This is a genomic window from Scandinavium goeteborgense (assembly GCF_003935895.2).
GTDB lineage: Bacteria > Pseudomonadota > Gammaproteobacteria > Enterobacterales > Enterobacteriaceae > Scandinavium > Scandinavium goeteborgense.
The window spans coordinates 366,186-384,425 of record NZ_CP054058.1 but is presented as its reverse complement, the minus strand read 5'-3'; the positions used below and the strand labels follow the sequence as shown (position 1 = coordinate 384,425).

Genomic DNA, 18,240 nt, shown 5'->3' with positions numbered 1-18,240 from the left:
AATAGTATGAAACTCTTTCGTAAATATGTCGTATTTATTTTGGCGCTACAATTTTTCACCCCATCAAGCCAGACTTACGCTGCACAGTATTCTGCCAATTTCAAAAATGCGGATATTCGCGAGTTTATTGCGGCTGTAAGTAAGAACACAGGTAAAACAATTCTGGTTGAGCCGTCCGTACAAGGCAATATATCGGTACGGAGTTATGATAATTTTAATGACGAAGAATACTATCAGTTCTTTCTTAGCGTACTTGATATTTATGGGTTTTCAGTCGTCAATCTAGATAATGGGCTGGTCAAAGTGGTGCGCTCAGCCTCACTGAAAACAGCCCCGGGTGAGATTAAAGACACTTCGACGCCGTCTGTTGGCGATGAATTCATTACCCGCGTCGTCTCCTTACAGAACGTACCAGTACGTGAGCTGGCCCCTTTGCTGCGGCAGATGATGGACAGCGGTGGCATCGGTAATGTCGTTCACTATGATCCGTCTAACGTGTTGCTCATTACCGGCAAAGCGAACGTCGTTAATCGCATTCTCGAGGTAATAAAACGCGTCGACGTCAATGGCACCCAGGCTCGTGAAGTCCTCAAACTGCATTACGCCTCCGCTGTCGACCTCGCTGAAGTCATCAACAACCTGGTGCGTGAAGAATCTAAAGAGAACCCTACCCAGATCCTCTTACCCAAAATTGTGGCTGACAAACGTACAAACTCACTTGTCATTAGCGGTTCGGAAAAGATACGCAACAAGCTTAAGTCACTTGTTAGCAGACTGGATGTTGAGCAAAGTACCCAAGGCAACACTCGTGTGTTTTATCTTAAATATGCCAAAGCTGCCAAAATCGTTGAGGTGCTGACCGGGGTATCTGAAAAGATTGCTACCAATCAGAAATCATCGTCTCACGCCAGCAGCGGGCGCGAGGATGTTTCAATCAACGCCGATGAACAAACCAACTCGGTGGTGATTACTGCAGATCAAAGCACCATGCAGGAACTTGAAAATGTCATCGCCCGGCTCGACATCCGACGCGCACAGGTGCTGGTAGAAGCCATTATTGTCGAAGTGCAGGATGGAAATGGCCTCAATCTCGGGGTGCAATGGGCGAACAGTGAGGTGGGTGGACAACAGTTTACTAAATCCGGATTACCCATTTTTGATGCAGCCCAGGGCGCGCGCCAGTTTAAAAAGAGCGGCTCCATGGGCAGCGATAACTCGATTTCCAGCGCACTCAGCAGCTTTAACGGTCTGGCGACTGGCTTCTTTGAAGGCGACTGGAGCGTATTGCTGACCGCGCTTTCCTCGAACAATAAAAACGATATTCTCGCCACGCCAAGCATTGTCACTCTGGATAATAAAGAAGCGTCCTTCAATGTTGGGCAAGATGTGCCGGTGCTCTCCGGCTCTCAAACTACGTCCGGTGATAACGTCTTTAACACCGTTGAACGTAAAACCATCGGTACCAAGTTAAAAGTGACACCACAAATTAACGAAGGTGATGCCGTGCTGATGGAAATCGAGCAGGAAGTCTCTAGCGTCGATACGTCCTCTGGCACCTCCAGTGATCTCGGCCCGACGTTTAACACCCGCACCATCCAAAACGCCGTGCTGGTGAAAACGGGTGAAACGGTGGTACTGGGTGGGTTACTTGATGACTCTTCCAAAGAACAGGTTTCGAAAGTCCCCTTACTGGGCGATATCCCGTTCGTTGGCCAACTGTTCCGTTACACCTCGACCGATATCTCTAAACGCAATCTGATGGTCTTCATCCGGCCGACGATCATTCGCGACGATGAGGTCTATCGCTCCTTATCAAAAGAGAAATACACCCGATTCCGCTCGTTGCAGAAACAGCGTATTGATGACGCAAGAAGTGGCTTAGTTGGCATCGATGACGAAGAACGTCCAGTGTTGAAAGAAATCGATTTTGATGCGCCTAAAATACCTGCTGTACCAACAAATTCTGCGCCTCAAGCAACGCAATCTCCTGCCGCTCCACGCAATCCTTTTAGGGAATAATCAGGATGGAATTAGCGATGGAGCCACAGGAGCAGGCGGAGCGTATCGTGCCGCACAGCTATGCGCAGGCGCTAAAATATGGCGCGGTCAGGGTCGGTAACGAGCTAGTGTATTGCGTCGATTCCGCACTGGAACAAGTACTGGATTTGCATCACCTGAACGGCGAATGCGAGCACTTTACAGCGCTTGAACGCCAGCCCTTTGAAGAGCGGCTGGAGCAGATTTACCACCAGAGCAGCGGTGAGTCTCAGCAGATTGCCCAGGATCTTGATCAGGACATTGACCTTGCAGCGTTGACGGAAGAATTACCGGATAACGCCGATCTCCTCAGTGAAGAAAATAGCGCCCCAGTTATTCGCCTGATTAATGCCATTCTGCATGAAGCGGTCAAAGAAGGTGCTTCCGATATTCACATTGAGACCTTTGAAAAAACACTGGTGATCCGCTTTCGCGTTGATGGCGTTCTGCGTCCGGTCCTGCAGCCGGGTAAAAAGTTAGCGCCGCTGCTGCTCTCGCGCATCAAAGTCATGGCTCGTCTGGACATTGCCGAGAAGCGTTTGCCGCAGGATGGACGAATTTCACTCCGACTTGGGCGCAGAAACATTGATGTACGTGTTTCAACGCTTCCCTCCCAATACGGTGAACGCGCGGTACTGCGTTTGCTGGATAAATCCAGCCTGCGGTTGTCCATCGACAAGATGGGGCTGAGTAAAACTGAAGCTACGCGTCTGAATTTTTTGATTCAGCAACCGCACGGCATCATCCTCGTCACCGGCCCGACAGGCTCAGGTAAGAGCACCACGCTGTATGCGCTGCTTTCAGAATTAAACGCGCCGCAACGCAATATCCTGACCGTTGAAGATCCTATCGAATATGAACTCGAAGGTATTGGTCAGACGCAGGTTAACAGCAGAGTAGATATGTCGTTCGCACGTGGATTACGCGCCATTTTGCGCCAGGATCCGGACATCGTGATGGTCGGCGAAATTCGCGATAACGAAACCGCGCAGATTGCTGTACAGGCGTCATTAACCGGACATCTGGTGCTCTCCACGCTGCATACCAACAGCGCCAGCGGGGCGGTAACGCGACTGCGTGACATGGGGGTCGAACCGTTTCTGCTCTCCTCTTCATTATCGGGAGTTATCGCGCAACGGCTGGTCCGTAAGCTATGTACCGCATGCCGGACGCAGGTCGAGGTGCCCGTCGATCAGCAATCGTTACTGTCCAGGGCTGCCCCTGATGTTAAAACACTCTGGCAGGCAAATGGCTGCCCGCAATGTCGGGGCAGTGGTTATCTCGGCCGCCTGGCGATTCATGAAATCATGGTGGTGGATAGTGCGCTACGCACCATCATTCATCGCGATGCGGACGAACATGCTATTGGAGAATGTCTGCGCAAAACATCTTCAAGCCTGCAGGAGAATGGCATCTTAAAAGCCATTGCTGGCGAAACCACCCTGGAAGAAGTGATGCGGGTCACCGCGGCCCAGCACGATCCCGAGGTCACAGCCTCATGATCTATCAGTGGCGCGCCCTCGATGCAAAAGGGACAAAAAAGCACGGCACCCTCGAAGCCAGCAGCCTTAAAGCCGCCCGGGAAGCACTGCGAGAACAGGGTCTGTTTCCTGTCGCCATTGATGAGAAAAAAGGACTCTCGCTCAGCCAATCTGCCCTCTTCCGTCCGCACCTTAAACTCAAGGGTCATGAGCTTTCGCTCTTTACTCGCCAGCTCGCCACCCTGGCCAACGCCTCACTTCCGCTGGAAGAGGCCTTGCACGTGATCGCCAGGCAAAACAAAAACAACAGCCTGGGTAAAATCTTAGCCAGCCTGCGCGAACATATTCTTTCCGGGCACCCACTGTCGGATGCCCTCGCCGCGTGGCCACACGTTTTCGACAGCATTTACCGCACCCTGGTTAAAGCCGGGGAGAAGAGTGGTCAGCTCGGCCTTGTCCTGGAAAAACTGGCTGATTACAACGAAATACGCCAGAAAACCCGCAGCGCCCTCATCCAGGCCCTGGTGTATCCCGCAATGTTGACCAGCGTCGCGATCATCGTCGTGGCGATTTTGCTCACAGCAGTAGTGCCGAAGGTCGTCGAACAATTTGTCCATATGAAACAGCAATTGCCGTTAACAACACGCATTTTGCTAGCCATCAGCGATGCGTTGCAGGCATACGGTTTCGCGGCGATGGTGCTCATATTGATAGGTATTGCCGGGTTTACCTACTGGCGTCGCCTCCCGCTCAATCGCCATCGACTGGACAGGAAACTGCTCGATTTTCCGCTGTTTCGCGGACTGATTCGGGCGATTAACTGCGCGCGCTATCTGCGTACGCTGAGCATCCTGCAAGCCAGCGGCGTACCGCTGCTGGAAGGCATGACGTTGTCCGGGGAAGGGATAGCGAACAGCGAAATCCGCCAGCGACTGACGGCCGCCGCAGACCGCGTTCGCCAGGGTTCGGGATTTCATACGGCACTGGAGAAATGCGAGATTTTCCCGCCGATGACGCTGTATATGGTCGCATCGGGTGAGAAAAGCGGACTGTTGGGAGAACTTATGGAACGCGCTGCCGATCAGCAAGAAACCCTACTGCAGAACCGCATCACCCTGGGATTAGCCCTCTTTGAGCCCGCCCTGGTCGTCTCGATGTCATTCATCGTTCTGTTCATCATCATGGCGGTCTTACAACCTATTTTGCAACTCAACTCCTTGATAAGTTAGGAATCATAAAATGGAATTCAATAAACACAATCGTCAGCAAGGTTTTACCCTGATGGAACTCATGGTGGTCATTGTCATTCTTGGCGTGTTAGCGAGCCTGGTGGTGCCCAACCTGATGGGCAACAAAGAGCGTGCCGATCGACAGAAAGCGGTCAGTGATATTGTCGCACTTGAGAATGCGCTCGATATGTACAAGCTGGATAACCATAAATATCCCTCCACCAGTCAGGGCCTGGTTTCCCTGGTCAGCAAACCGACGACTAATCCGGTGCCGGCCAATTACAACGAATCGGGTTATATCAAACGCTTACCACAAGACCCATGGGGAAATGACTATTTGCTGGTGAGCCCCGGTGAGCATGGGGCCTTCGATCTGATTTCCGCCGGTGATGACAATGAAGCCGGTACGGCAGATGACATCAATAACTGGGACCTGGATAAAGCGAAAAAGTAACCATGAATGCGTCGAAGGGTTTTACGCTGCTGGAGATGTTACTGGTGCTGGTGATTATCGCCTTAAGCGTGTCGGCGGTGATGTTGACCACCGGCCAGCTGAATGGCTCGCAGGGTAAAGCCGTCAAAACCGGTGAGCGGCTCAACGCGCTAGTCGAATACGCCGCTGACTGGGCAACCATGGAAAACAGGCTTATCGGTCTGAAAATAGAGGATGCCGACTGGCAGTTTGTCGTGTCGGAAGGAAAAAAGTGGCAACAGCCTGATAGCCAGTACCGCCTCCCGACGCGAGGCGAATGGGACGAGTCATGGCGTATTCAGCTGTTACCCGCCACGCTCAAACAACGCTCAAGCCGAGAACCGCAAATCATCATCACCCCCGATGGTGAAGTGACGCCGTTCACCTTACAGGTTGAAGATCGCGACAAGGGCAAAACTCTTTTCACCCTCACCAGCCAAGGCGGTTTGCCGCTGCACTTCACGCCTGGGGAAGGCCGATGAAAACAAAGCAAGGCGGTATGACGATCCTGGAAGTACTTTTAGCGATGGTGATTTTCGCGGCAGTCAGCATGACGTTAATTTCCAGTATCAACGGGCAGCTTTCAGCCACCACGGCAATGCGGGACAACGTTTTCGCCAGCTGGGTGGCAGATAACGTACTGACCACACTCGCATTGGCGAACAGCGGTGAAAAAAAGACCCAACACGGCAGCATGTTAATGGGTGGCAGCAACTGGGCATGGACGCTTGAGATTGTGCCAAGTGATGTAGAAGACATGACCCGCTGGCAGGTGCAGGTCCCGCTGGAAAACGGGCAACAAGTCCAGCTCGAACGCTATGTGATGGAGCCACAAAATGCCGCGCAGCCGTAAATACCAGTCAGGCTTTACCTTACTGGAAGTCCTGATCGCTATTGTACTGTTTGCAGTGCTCACGCTGATGACGGGCCAACTCCTGACGGCATCGATTAACAGCAATGAGACAACCAAAAAGCACCAGCAGCGTTTCAGCGCCTTATTACGTACCGTCAATCTGCTCGAAAAAGACATCCGACAATTTGTGCCGCGCCCACTGCTGCATAGTGAACAGGTGATTGAAGCCGGGCAAAGCCACTTAATGCTGACGACCGCCCGCGCTGACGACGCACTGAGTGCCTGCTGCACACCCGCCATTCAGCGGGTCCGCTGGTATTTGAAAAACGGCGTTTTATACCGTGAGGTCTGGCAATACCCGGATGCCGTGAAACCGACGCTCGTGATGTCCATGCTCGACAACGTAGACAGTTTTACCCTGCGCTATTATGCGCAAGGGGCTTTCCTTGAAAAGAGCGATGCAGCAACGGCAATGCCACAGGCGGTAGAGTTTACCCTCGACCTGGTCGATCCGGGCCCCATTGTGCGGCTGGTTCTTTTGCCAGAACAGGACACCCAGCCAGGGATCAGCACCTCTGAAACGCCGGAAAAAATACAATGAAACAACGGCAACAAGGCATGGCACTGCTGGTCGTGCTGATGATACTGGCGATCATGGCGGCACTGGCGACAGAAATGACGTTACGTTTTCAGGTGAACTTAAAGCGCACTGGTTATACCACCTCACGTCTGGCGCAAAATCAACTCGTTGGGATTGCCGAACAACAGGCGGTGCGTATTTTACAGCAGGACTTGAAAGACAATGCCAAATACACCTCACCGGATCAGTATTGGGCCCAGCCGCATGAGATTGCGATGAACGACGATCGCAGCCTTCACTGGCATCTTGAAGATGGGCAAAACTGTTTTAATCTCAATGTGCTGGCCGCCGTGCCGGTGGATTCTCTGGATGATGAACCCTATAGCGTGAAAACTTTCCGCGCCCTTTTAGACAACAGCGGCACGGATGGCGCCCAGGCGGACACCATTATTGATTCGATTGCGGACTTTATCGACAGTGACGAATTGCCACGCCGGGCCGGAGCAGAAAGTGAGTATTACCGCACCCAAGACATCCCACGTGACAACGCAAACAGCCTCTTTGTGAGTGTGTCTGAACTCAACAGTATTCAGGGCATGACCCCTGAACTCTATCAACGATTGGCACCCATTCTTTGCGCGTTACCCAATACCGAATTGCAAATCAATGTCAGCACCCTGACTGCCCGGCATGCATCGCTGCTAGCCGCCATATTTAACAACGTGCTTTCCGTGAAGGACGTCGAAACACTGTTTGCCAATCGCTCGACGCAAACCTGGCAAAATCCGGTTCAGCTGGCGGGCTATCTGGAGAAAACCTTTCCAGGACATGACAAAGATTTTGCCGCTGCCAAAGGCATTCTGACCACCTTTAGCCATTTTTTCAGGCTGGAAACAGAGGTTCAGCAAGATGACGGGCGGCAGTATTTTACCAGCCAGCTTGAATACGATGAGAAAGAGAAAAAAGTGGTCATCGTGGCTCGACGCGCCGGCGTCTATGAACACATAAAGGGAAGTCGATGAAAAAGGATTTGTTGGTTTTGCGCCTTGCTGCAAACACACTTGAATGCTGTTACCACAGTGAACACGGCGAACCTGTCATACGCCAGTTTACTGATCTGACTGAGCCCGACTGCTTGCGCGATTTACCCGGAAAAGAAAGTGCCCTGCTGTTGCTCTGTGCAGAGCATTTTTATTTCCGTGAAGTGACTCTTCCTGTGAAGGATTACAGCATCACGACGCAAACCCTGGGTTGGTTGACTGAAGATACGGTAACAGAAAACCCCGACGATCTTCACTGGAGCATTCTCGCACGCAATGATGACAGGTTACATCTCGCTGGCATCCGTAAAGCTGTCCTGACAGAGATTCTGCTCACCCTCAGCCTGGCGGGCGTAACGGTCAGACAGGCCATACCCGACGGTTATGATCTGCCTTTTCAGCCGCAGGCCTGGACGCTCCATCAGCACCAGGACCGCTGGCTACTGCGCTATGCGGAACACAAATTTTCAGTGCTCAACACCGCGCTTCTGGAACATTTGCTGATGCGCCACCCAACACAAAAATTACTCAGTTTTACTCCCCTGCCCGTGGCCCATGCATCAACCGAAATTTTGCCTGCGCAAGATAGGGACACTGGCGGATATCACCCGCCGATGACGATCACAGAAGTAAACCTGCTCCACGGCCCATTTCGTGTGCGCCCGGCGGTGGTGAAGGTTAAACCGTTCTACAGAAAGCTGTCCGTCGGCGCATTGGTGTTGGCGATCTTCGTCTGGTTGAGCATTAAGGGGCTGGTTTTCTGGCAGGTTAGCCAACAAAATGCCGAACTTAAAGCACAAGGCAAAGCCCTGTGGAGCCGCTATTTCCCGGCAGACACGCGTAGCAGTAACTTTAAATTCTTCTTCGAGTCCGCCAGTGCACAAACCTGGCCTGACGTCATGTCTCGCCTGTCACTGATTGCTCAAAATCTGCAGGATTTGCCGAAGTTGAAGATTCGTCAGTTCGCTTATGACAGGGACAAGCGCGCCCTGACGTTAACCCTGAAAGTTGAGGATCCCGGACAGATGGCACAATTCATACAACGCACACATGACGATTTTAACTTTTCCGTGCAGCCGTCTGATACCGCAGGTCTGGCCATCTTAATCAGCGGAGTTAAACCATGAACATCTGGTGGCAAGGCAAAACGCGTCGGGAAAGAGTATTCATCCTGCTGCTGGCGGGCATCTGTTTAATGGCGAGTATCATTTATGGCGTCGTTACGCCGTTGAACAACGGTATTGCGCGTTTAGCGGATGAGAACACACGGCTCGCAGAAGAGATAGAGTGGTTGAACAACGCCGCTCATCGTAAGGGCATTGTTCCGGTAAATCCGACCACAGTGACAATGGAGCAACGGCTGGCGAGTTTAGCCAGACAGAGTCGCATCCAGTATAAAAGCCAAAAAACGGGTCCTCAGACACTCTCCGTCTCTCTTGCGCCATTACCTGCCAACACGCTGTTTGCATGGCTTCAGACGTTACAACAAAGCGGTTTGCAGGTCACTCATTTAGATTTTTCCGCCCAACCGTCGGGGAAAAACAGTGTGAAGGTGATAACGCTCACGCTGCGCGAGGTGAAGGCCAATGGATAAAGCCATTGAAATCATCCTGATGGGTATTTTAGGTTTGCTTACCGGCAGCTTTATGAATGTCGTGGTCTACCGGGTACCACGAGGTCTCAAAGACGAGAACGCGCCGCTCAGCAATATCGCCTGGCCCGGATCTTGTTGTCCCCAGTGCCAACACCCGATTCGTTACCATGATAACGTTCCGCTTCTCAGTTGGCTGTGGTTGAAAGGTCGCTGCCGTGATTGCCATGCCCGGATCTCCCCGCGCTATCCTTTGACGGAAGGGATTTGTGGCCTGGTGTTTGCGCTAATGACCAGCCTCTTCCCCCTGCTCCCTGAAACCGTGGCCATCTGCCTGCTGTTTTGGTTTCTGCTGGCATTAACACAGATCGACGCACAGCATTGTTTATTGCCCGACAAACTGACATTGCCACTGTTGTGGCTGGGTTTGCTCTATCACTGTTTTTTTATGCGCATCGATCTGCATGATGCCGTACTGGGGGCAATCGCTGGCTATCTGACGCTGTGGCTGGTTTATCAGGCGTTTCGGCTGTTGGCCGGCAAAGAAGGGATGGGCTTTGGCGATTTCAAATTGCTCGCCGCATTGGGGGCATGGTGTGGGTGGCAGGCGTTACCGGGCATCCTGTTACTGTCATCGATGCTGGCGCTAATTTATACTTTGGGTCGCCTTACCTTAAACGGCAACAAACAAGCGCACATCGCTTTCGGCCCGTGGTTGAGCGTAGCGGGCTGGCTGAGTTTTCTGTGGCAAACCTGGAATGGCTGACAATATTGACAGGCAGAGCGGTAAGAGTACGCCTACCGCTCTGAATATACATCGAAGAAAGGGTTAGTCCTCTTCGCGAATCTGAGCCTGCAGGTAATTCTGAATACCAAGCTTCTGAATGAGTTCCAGCTCAGTTTCAAGCCAGTCAATGTGATGCTCTTCTTCAGTCAGAATTTTGATCATCATATCGCGGCTGGCGTAATCAAAGACGCTATCCGCATAGGCAATAGCTTCCCGCAGATCCTTTGCGCCCTCCAGTTCCAGCCTGAGGTCAGATTGCAGCATTTCCTCGACATCTTCGCCGATCTGCAGCCTGCCCAAATCCTGCAAATTCGGTAACCCTTCGAGAAATAAAATACGCTCAATATAGAGATCGGCGTGTTTCATTTCATCAATAGATTCATGGTATTCCACGTCATTAAGACGTTTCAGACCCCAGTTTTTGAACATGCGGGCATGTAAGAAATACTGGTTGATTGCGACAAGCTCATTTCCCAATAATTTATTGAGATAATTTATAACCTTAACATCACCTTTCATTATATTGTTCCTCCGCTTCCACTACCTACAAGCGTAGTAGACCCCGCGGAAAAATGAACGAGAAAAGTGGACTGCTTAGGCGGTCTCTTTAAATTCAGGCAGTTGGGTTAATTCATCCTGCATTATTTCGCGTGCGGCACGAATGCATTTCCCACACTGCGTCCCGACCGGAACAAACTTTCTGAGTTGTTGAAAAGACTGAGGACTGAACTGGCGCACAGCCTGGCGAATCTTCTTATCACTGACACCGTTACACAGACAGACGTACATATCGACTCCCGTACAATTTCTGATCAAAGTGTAAATGAGAATGGTTATGGTTTCAATAGCATTGCTTTCCGCCGCGGCAAAATCATGCTTCACAAAAAAAGCGCCCCTGCGTTTACTCAGGTGCGCTTTAGGCAAGTTTAGCCTGTATTCAGAACTGTTATTTCAGCATGTCAGCGGTAACAACGACTTCAGCAACATATGCCGGATTTGGGGAAGTACGCTCAATGACAATAGTCTCACCAACAGAGATCGCTTTTTCATCTGATTTCACGAGAATGGTGTTATCGCCCTGATCGCTAGCATTCGCGTAGCTACATTTACCATTGTCGCAATAGAAAATGGTATTGCCTATTTGCTGGTCATCGTCAATTACTTTAGCGACATAAGAGGAACCATCTTTGCTTTGTAATTTATCTTTGGCAAACTCAACAATAGCATAAGGTACATTGTTAATTTTCTGTACAGTCAGAGACTTAACAGAGCCATCATTGATGACGGATTTTTTACCATCAAGCATATCCTGAGTGACGGTAATTTGCCCAATAACCGCCGCATCAGGCGTTGTACGTTTAGCGGTAATAACGCTACCGACAGGGATTTTGCTGTTCACATCACCAGAGTTTAATGAAACTTCATTGCCCAAATAACCGGCATACGCGTAATAAGGTTGCACTCCTTCGGTTGAGAATAAATATTTACCATCAACCTCGACACGATAAGCATGTCCTGAGGTCAGTTTATCTGCAGGCAAATTAAAGACAACGCGGCGTCCACCATTTTGCAAAGTAATGAATAGCCCTTTCATATCAGGATCTTGTGCCGGAGTCGTTTTGATTTCTTTTACGATATTCCCCAGTTCATGATCTGGCGTATCGCCGCTGATATCCCAAACAATCGCGCCAGCAAAACCTTGCTGATTGATGTAGTCTACTTTTTCTTTCACAGACTGCGGATCGTCATAGGTTAGGAACTCTTTGTTCTGCGGACCATACAGGTACGGCACACCGGATTCGCTATCCCAGTAACGTACGTAATCGCCACTGGCCAGCTTCTCTTTCAGCACATACCACGGATGGGTACCGGTATTCTGCTCCGGATCATCCCAAGTGCCATGTACCGTTGCAGTGCCCGGTGCAAAGAGGCCAGGCAGGCCTTTAACTATTTCAGTGGGTTCAACGTTACCCCAGCCACGACCATAGTATGGAATGCCCATCAGCAGTTTGGATTTTGGCACGTTCCAGGTGTTAACATACTCTTTCATGGTCGCTGCAACGTTCAGCAGTTGATCTTCATCTTTGCTGTTCGCGTACAGAGGCGCGTTGTGGCCGGTAATGGGATCGAAGGCACCGTGAATGTCATACGCCATCACATTGACAGTATCAAGCAGCGGGGTGGTTACCGCTGGGTTGATAAACTCAATTTTATTGTGGTTAGTGGTAACCGCAGCAGAAAGTGAATAGTATTTATCATCTTTCTTACCCTCGTCATCAAGCTTGCCACGAACTAACTGAACCAGGTTTGTGAAGCTCTCTTTTTCAGCATCGGTATCTGGATATTCCCAGTCAATATCAATACCGTCAAAGTCCCACTCCAGCATGTATGCCACCATGCTGCTGGCAAGTTTCTCGGTGCCTTCCTGGGTAGCCGTTGCCGCTTCGAATACGCCCTCTTCAGAGTTATTCCAGCCACCTACAGAAATGATATGTCTGACACCAGCAGCTTCGGTACGCTCATTCAATTCTTTAATGAGGCCCGGACCTTTTTCAGTATCATGCATGGTGACTTCGCCATTTTTGACAACCGCGAAACCATAGTTAATTTCGGTCAACGTGGAGTAGTCAATTTTATCTGGCGTGAAGTTATTGTGGGCATCATACACGCCCCATTCTGGGAAATAACCGATGATTTTACGCATCGCAGCCAGCTTTGCTTTCTGGTCGTTCTGGAAATCAATTGCTGCCTGACCGGTGTAAGGCAAGAATTCAAAGGTACCCAGCGTCTGAATATTTATTGCCGCTCCTTTTTGCCATACTTCATTCCCACCCGGTACTTCACCAGGATTCACCCACCACTTGCTGGTCCAGTAATAGCCGTTATAGCGAACAATAGTTCCGGCCGTCGGATACGACATCGTTGGGTCATAATTTTCTGAAGTGATCGCCAAATTATCTTTAACGGCAACAACTACCGTTTCAGTACCTGGGAAATTGTTCTGAGTTTCGCTGGTATAAGCCAGTCAGGTATTACCATTGTCCTTTGAGATCATCTGGCTTGAATCAAGGCCAGTAATGGTATTGCTTTGATCGTCTGCTGTTAATGTAGCCGCTGACGCAGCAAAGGGGGCTAAGGCGAGAGCCATTAACACCGCGAGCGTCTGTTTTTTAAAATTCATTTTAAATTCCTTCTTAAATGTATAAATCAGAATAAATTAACTACATATAAAATATTGATGATAAGAGAGAAGTGATAATGCCGTAGAAGTAAATAGTGAGCGGTACTTCTAATGTAGAATGCTGGCAGCACGTATATATATTGTCAATACACCATCACTTAAAGAGTCATTAAGCGAGACTAGTTTTAAGGATATCCTCAAACCAATATTGAAAGTTAATATGTTTAATTAAAAAAACAAACCATCCCTAAACATAGGGCAATGCGGCAAATATATAAAAGAAGTCTATATTCCACTCCGAGAATAAAAGTAATAAGTATATCTAAGAGGAAATATATTAAGCACACGAATGGGACGACTTTTGCAAATCAATGATGGGTCTGTAACAGGAAATAGGGAGACGTAAATGTTTGTGTAAAAAAAATGCCAACCACTTTTCAGTGGCTGGCATTCATAATCAATATCCCTTAACAGGGTTTTATTGATTAGCTGATAACTTTAGCAACAACGCCCGCGCCTACAGTACGGCCGCCTTCACGGATTGCGAAACGCAGACCGTCATCCATCGCGATTGGGTGGATCAAGGTAACAACCATTTTGATGTTGTCGCCTGGCATTACCATCTCAACGCCTTCTGGCAGTTCGATGGTACCGGTCACGTCAGTTGTACGGAAGTAGAACTGTGGACGGTAGCCTTTGAAGAACGGAGTATGACGGCCGCCTTCATCTTTGGACAGGATGTACACTTCAGATTCGAACTTGGTGTGCGGGTTGATTGAACCCGGCTTGGCCAGAACCTGACCACGTTCGATTTCTTCACGTTTGATACCACGCAGCAGAACACCAACGTTCTCACCAGCACGGCCTTCGTCCAGCAGTTTGCGGAACATTTCAACGCCAGTACAGGTAGTTTTCGCAGTTTCTTTGATACCAACGATTTCTACTTCTTCACCAACTTTAACGATACCGCGCTCTACACGACCGGTAACAACAGTACCACGGCCGGAGATGGAGAATACGTCTTCGATTGGCAGCAGGAATGGCTTGTCGATCGCACGTTCTGGTTCTGGGATGTAAGAATCCAGGAAGCCAGCCAGTTCGATGATTTTAGCTTCCCACTCAGCTTCGCCTTCCAGCGCTTTCAGCGCGGAACCACGAACGATAGGAGTGTCGTCGCCTGGGAAATCGTACTGGGACAGGAGTTCACGAACTTCCATCTCAACCAGTTCCAGCAGCTCTTCGTCATCAACCATGTCACATTTGTTCAGGAACACGATGATGAAAGGAACGCCTACCTGACGACCCAGCAGGATGTGCTCACGAGTCTGTGGCATAGGGCCATCAGTCGCAGCAACAACCAGGATAGCGCCATCCATCTGCGCAGCACCGGTGATCATGTTTTTAACATAGTCGGCGTGGCCTGGGCAGTCTACGTGTGCGTAGTGGCGAGTCGGGGTGTCATATTCAACGTGGGAAGTGTTGATGGTGATACCACGAGCTTTTTCTTCTGGTGCGTTATCGATCTGGTCGAATGCGCGAGCAGAACCGCCGTAGGTCTTAGCCAGTACGGAGGTGATTGCTGCAGTCAGAGTAGTTTTACCATGGTCGACGTGGCCGATAGTACCAACGTTGACGTGCGGTTTTGTACGTTCAAATTTTTCTTTAGACACGGCTATATTCCTTACTATAGTGCTCTCCCCTCAAGGAGAGAGCACGGGACATTAGTTTTAACCTTGCGGCTTATTTGCCACGAGCTTCGATAACGGCCTGAGCAACGTTGTTCGGCGCGTCGTCGTACTTCAGGAACTCCATGGAGTAAGAAGCACGACCTTTGGTCAGAGAACGCAGCTGAGTTGCATATCCGAACATTTCAGACAGCGGAACTTCAGCGTGAATCTGAACGCCAGTAGCGTTAGATTCCTGACCTTTCAGCTGACCACGACGACGGCTAAGGTCACCGATAACATCACCGGTGTTCTCTTCTGGAGTTTCAACTTCAACCTTCATGATAGGCTCAAGCAGAACTGGTTTTGCTTTCTTAAAGCCATCTTTGAAGGCGATAGAAGCAGCCAGTTTAAACGCCAGCTCAGAGGAGTCAACGTCATGGTATGAACCGAAGTGCAGACGCACGCCGAGATCAACAACCGGGTAACCAGCCAGTGGACCAGCTTTCAGCTGCTCCTGGAGGCCTTTATCAACGGCAGGGATGAATTCACCAGGAATTACACCACCTTTGATGTCGTTGACGAACTCGTAACCTTTCGGATTTGAGCCCGGCTCCAGTGGGTACATGTCGATAACAACATGACCGTACTGACCACGACCACCAGACTGCTTGGCGTGTTTACCTTCGATATCGGTAACTTTCGCGCGAATCGCTTCGCGGTAAGCAACCTGAGGTTTACCGACGTTCGCTTCAACGTTGAATTCACGCTTCATGCGGTCAACGATGATGTCGAGGTGCAGCTCACCCATACCAGCGATGATGGTCTGGTTGGTTTCTTCATCAGTCCATACACGGAATGATGGATCTTCTTTAGCCAGACGACCCAGAGCCAGACCCATTTTTTCCTGGTCAGCTTTGGTTTTTGGTTCAACGGCGATGGAGATTACCGGTTCAGGGAATTCCATACGCTCCAGAATGATCACATTGTCCTGATCACACAGGGTATCACCAGTAGTGACTTCTTTCAGACCGATAGCTGCAGCGATGTCACCAGCGCGAACTTCTTTGATCTCTTCACGTTTGTTGGCGTGCATCTGTACGATACGGCCCAGACGCTCACGTGCTGATTTCACCGGGTTGAACACGGTGTCACCAGAGTTAACTACGCCAGAGTAAACGCGGAAGAAGGTCAGGTTACCCACGAATGGGTCAGTTGCGATTTTGAACGCCAGAGCAGCAAACGGCTCGTTGTCGTCAGAATGGCGAACTGCTGGAGTGTCTTTACCGTCGTCCAGGATACCGTTAATCGCGGTCACATCAGTCGGCGCTGGCAGGTATTCAACAACCGCATCCAACATCGCCTGTACGCCTTTGTTTTTAAACGCAGAACCACAGGTAACCAGGATAATTTCGTTGTTCAGTACGCGCTTACGCAGAGAAGTTTTGATTTCTTCTTCAGTCAGCTCTTCGCCACCAAAGAATTTCTCCATCAGTTCGTCAGAACCTTCAGCAGCGGCTTCAACCAGTTTCTGATGCCATTCTTCAGCCAGATCTTGCATATCAGCTGGGATATCTTCGTATTCGAAGGTTACGCCCTGATCTGCTTCGTTCCAGTTGATTGCTTTCATCTTCACCAGGTCAACAACACCGGTGAATTTCTCTTCCGCACCGATTGCCAGTTGCAGAGGCACCGGAGTTGCGCCCAGACGTTTTTCAATCTGATCAACAACTTTCAGGAAGTTAGCACCCATACGGTCCATTTTGTTAACGAACGCGATACGTGGAACTTTATATTTGTTTGCCTGACGCCATACGGTCTCAGACTGTGGCTGAACACCACCAACTGCACAGTAAACCATTACCGCGCCATCAAGAACACGCATGGAACGTTCAACTTCGATGGTGAAGTCAACGTGGCCCGGGGTGTCGATGATGTTGATGTGGTGTGGTTCGAACTGCTTAGCCATACCTGACCAGAAACAGGTCGTCGCAGCGGACGTGATGGTAATACCACGTTCCTGCTCCTGCTCCATCCAGTCCATGGTTGCGGCGCCGTCGTGTACTTCACCGATTTTGTGGTTTACACCGGTGTAGAACAGAACACGTTCGGTAGTAGTGGTTTTACCGGCGTCGATGTGAGCACTGATACCGATGTTACGGTAACGCTCAATGGGTGTTTTACGAGCCATTTGATTCCTCTATATCCTGGGACGTTCATTTGAGTAACCCAAAGCGAGCAACTTACCTGAAGCGCTCGCCTGGGGACTAACACTCCGAAGGGATTACCAACGGTAGTGAGCGAACGCCTTGTTGGCTTCTGCCATACGGTGAACGTCTTCACGTTTCTTAACTGCAGTACCTTTGTTGTCTGCAGCATCAGTGAGTTCGTTCGCCAGACGCAGGGCCATTGATTTATCACCGCGTTTACGAGCAGCTTCTACGATCCAACGCATTGCCAGGGCATTACGACGAACCGGACGAACTTCAACTGGAACCTGATAAGTAGAACCACCAACGCGGCGAGACTTAACTTCTACAGTCGGGCGCACGTTGTCGAGAGCGACTTCGAAAGCTTCCAGTTCATTTTTTCCAGAACGCTGAGCCAGGGTCTCCAGCGCGCTGTATACGATTGATTCTGCAGTAGATTTTTTACCATCTACCATCAGGATGTTGACAAATTTAGCCAGCAGTTCTGATCCGAACTTAGGATCCGGCAGGATTTTACGCTGACCAATGACGCGACGACGTGGCATGGGAATACTCCGTTGTTAATTCAGGATTGTCCAAAACTCAAAGAGTTTAGTTTTGACATTAATATAAAACGTTTGGCCTTACTTAACGGAATCCATTAAGCCTTAGGACGCTTCACACCATACTTGGAACGAGCTTGCTTACGGTCTTTAACGCCGGAGCAGTCAAGTGCACCACGAACGGTATGGTAACGAACACCCGGAAGGTCTTTTACACGACCGCCACGGATCAGGATCACGGAGTGTTCCTGCAGGTTGTGACCTTCACCGCCGATGTAGGAGGTGACTTCGAAACCGTTAGTCAGACGCACACGGCAAACTTTACGCAGTGCGGAGTTAGGTTTCTTAGGAGTGGTAGTATATACACGAGTACATACGCCACGTTTCTGCGGGCAGGCTTCCAGCGCAGGCACGTTGCTTTTAACAACTTTGCGAGTGCGTGGTTTGCGAACCAGCTGATTTACTGTTGCCATTAAATAGCTCCTGGTTTTAGCTTTTGCTTCGTAAACACGTAATAAACCGCCTCATATAATATGAGGACGCGAAATTTTAGGGCCACGCCGAAAAGGTGTC

19 protein-coding genes are annotated in these 18,240 nt (G+C 50.0%); 11 read left to right on the top strand and 8 right to left on the bottom strand.

Annotated elements, in window-relative coordinates:
* Positions 1 to 6 precede the first annotated feature (6 nt).
* The 11 genes from gspD to A8O29_RS02460 are packed head-to-tail and all read left to right on the top strand — an operon-like array spanning position 7 to position 10,049.
* Complete coding sequence (gene gspD, locus A8O29_RS02510) at positions 7 to 2,019, top strand: type II secretion system secretin GspD (protein ID WP_125355004.1); 2,013 nt, start codon at positions 7 to 9, stop codon at positions 2,017 to 2,019.
* Positions 2,020 to 2,024: 5 nt separating this feature from the next.
* Complete coding sequence (gene gspE, locus A8O29_RS02505; RefSeq protein ID WP_275942413.1) at positions 2,025 to 3,539, top strand: type II secretion system ATPase GspE; 1,515 nt, start codon at positions 2,025 to 2,027, stop codon at positions 3,537 to 3,539.
* A complete protein-coding gene (gspF, locus tag A8O29_RS02500; RefSeq protein WP_125355005.1) occupies positions 3,536 to 4,747 on the top strand; it encodes a type II secretion system inner membrane protein GspF in 1,212 nt (403 codons plus the stop codon). The genes gspE and gspF overlap by 4 nt, the downstream gene beginning before the upstream one ends.
* A 10-nt stretch (positions 4,748 to 4,757) precedes the next feature.
* Positions 4,758 to 5,201 (top strand): type II secretion system major pseudopilin GspG, encoded by a 444-nt coding sequence (gene gspG / locus A8O29_RS02495; RefSeq protein WP_125355006.1) that lies wholly within the window; start codon positions 4,758 to 4,760, stop codon positions 5,199 to 5,201.
* 2 nt (positions 5,202 to 5,203) lie between these two features.
* Positions 5,204 to 5,701, top strand: a complete 498-nt coding sequence (gspH, locus tag A8O29_RS02490; protein WP_125355007.1) for a type II secretion system minor pseudopilin GspH — start codon at positions 5,204 to 5,206, stop codon at positions 5,699 to 5,701.
* Positions 5,698 to 6,072, top strand: coding sequence for a type II secretion system minor pseudopilin GspI (gene gspI, locus A8O29_RS02485; RefSeq protein ID WP_125355008.1), 375 nt, complete (start codon positions 5,698 to 5,700; stop codon positions 6,070 to 6,072). Before gspH ends, gspI begins: the two co-directional genes overlap by 4 nt.
* The gene (gene gspJ, locus A8O29_RS02480) at positions 6,056 to 6,673 is read left to right on the top strand and encodes a type II secretion system minor pseudopilin GspJ (RefSeq protein ID WP_125355009.1); all 618 of its coding nucleotides are present in this window, start codon (positions 6,056 to 6,058) and stop codon (positions 6,671 to 6,673) included. Before gspI ends, gspJ begins: the two co-directional genes overlap by 17 nt.
* Entirely contained in the window at positions 6,670 to 7,674 is a 1,005-nt protein-coding gene (gene gspK / locus A8O29_RS02475) for a type II secretion system minor pseudopilin GspK (RefSeq protein ID WP_125355010.1), read from the top strand. Before gspJ ends, gspK begins: the two co-directional genes overlap by 4 nt.
* Entirely contained in the window at positions 7,671 to 8,819 is a 1,149-nt protein-coding gene (gspL, locus tag A8O29_RS02470; protein WP_125355011.1) for a type II secretion system protein GspL, read from the top strand. Before gspK ends, gspL begins: the two co-directional genes overlap by 4 nt.
* Complete coding sequence (gene gspM, locus A8O29_RS02465) at positions 8,816 to 9,286, top strand: type II secretion system protein GspM (protein WP_125355012.1); 471 nt, start codon at positions 8,816 to 8,818, stop codon at positions 9,284 to 9,286. The genes gspL and gspM overlap by 4 nt, the downstream gene beginning before the upstream one ends.
* Positions 9,279 to 10,049, top strand: coding sequence for a prepilin peptidase (locus tag A8O29_RS02460; RefSeq protein WP_174081213.1), 771 nt, complete (start codon positions 9,279 to 9,281; stop codon positions 10,047 to 10,049). Before gspM ends, A8O29_RS02460 begins: the two co-directional genes overlap by 8 nt.
* A gap of 63 nt (positions 10,050 to 10,112) precedes the next feature.
* On the opposite strand, the gene bfr is transcribed toward A8O29_RS02460, so the two are convergent.
* From bfr to rpsL, 8 genes are all read right to left on the bottom strand, one after another.
* Positions 10,113 to 10,589 (bottom strand): bacterioferritin, encoded by a 477-nt coding sequence (bfr, locus tag A8O29_RS02455; RefSeq protein WP_125355013.1) that lies wholly within the window; start codon positions 10,587 to 10,589, stop codon positions 10,113 to 10,115.
* Between the two features lie 75 nt (positions 10,590 to 10,664).
* The gene (gene bfd / locus A8O29_RS02450; protein ID WP_125355016.1) at positions 10,665 to 10,859 is read right to left on the bottom strand and encodes a bacterioferritin-associated ferredoxin; all 195 of its coding nucleotides are present in this window, start codon (positions 10,857 to 10,859) and stop codon (positions 10,665 to 10,667) included.
* A 157-nt stretch (positions 10,860 to 11,016) separates the two neighbouring features.
* Positions 11,017 to 12,990, bottom strand: coding sequence for a glycosyl hydrolase family 18 protein (locus A8O29_RS02445; protein WP_246316637.1), 1,974 nt, complete (start codon positions 12,988 to 12,990; stop codon positions 11,017 to 11,019).
* Positions 12,991 to 13,095: 105 nt separating this feature from the next.
* Positions 13,096 to 13,251: a hypothetical protein gene (locus A8O29_RS22675; RefSeq protein WP_246316636.1), complete on the bottom strand. Its 156-nt coding sequence runs from the start codon at positions 13,249 to 13,251 to the stop codon at positions 13,096 to 13,098.
* A 485-nt stretch (positions 13,252 to 13,736) separates the two neighbouring features.
* Positions 13,737 to 14,921, bottom strand: a complete 1,185-nt coding sequence (gene tuf / locus A8O29_RS02440) for an elongation factor Tu (RefSeq protein ID WP_174081212.1) — start codon at positions 14,919 to 14,921, stop codon at positions 13,737 to 13,739.
* Positions 14,922 to 14,991: 70 nt separating this feature from the next.
* On the bottom strand, positions 14,992 to 17,106 hold the full coding sequence (gene fusA, locus A8O29_RS02435; RefSeq protein WP_110511748.1) for an elongation factor G: 2,115 nt from the start codon (positions 17,104 to 17,106) through the stop codon (positions 14,992 to 14,994).
* A gap of 93 nt (positions 17,107 to 17,199) precedes the next feature.
* Positions 17,200 to 17,670: a 30S ribosomal protein S7 gene (gene rpsG, locus A8O29_RS02430; RefSeq protein WP_110511749.1), complete on the bottom strand. Its 471-nt coding sequence runs from the start codon at positions 17,668 to 17,670 to the stop codon at positions 17,200 to 17,202.
* A 95-nt stretch (positions 17,671 to 17,765) separates the two neighbouring features.
* Positions 17,766 to 18,140, bottom strand: coding sequence for a 30S ribosomal protein S12 (rpsL, locus tag A8O29_RS02425; RefSeq protein WP_110511750.1), 375 nt, complete (start codon positions 18,138 to 18,140; stop codon positions 17,766 to 17,768).
* Positions 18,141 to 18,240: the final 100 nt, after the last annotated feature.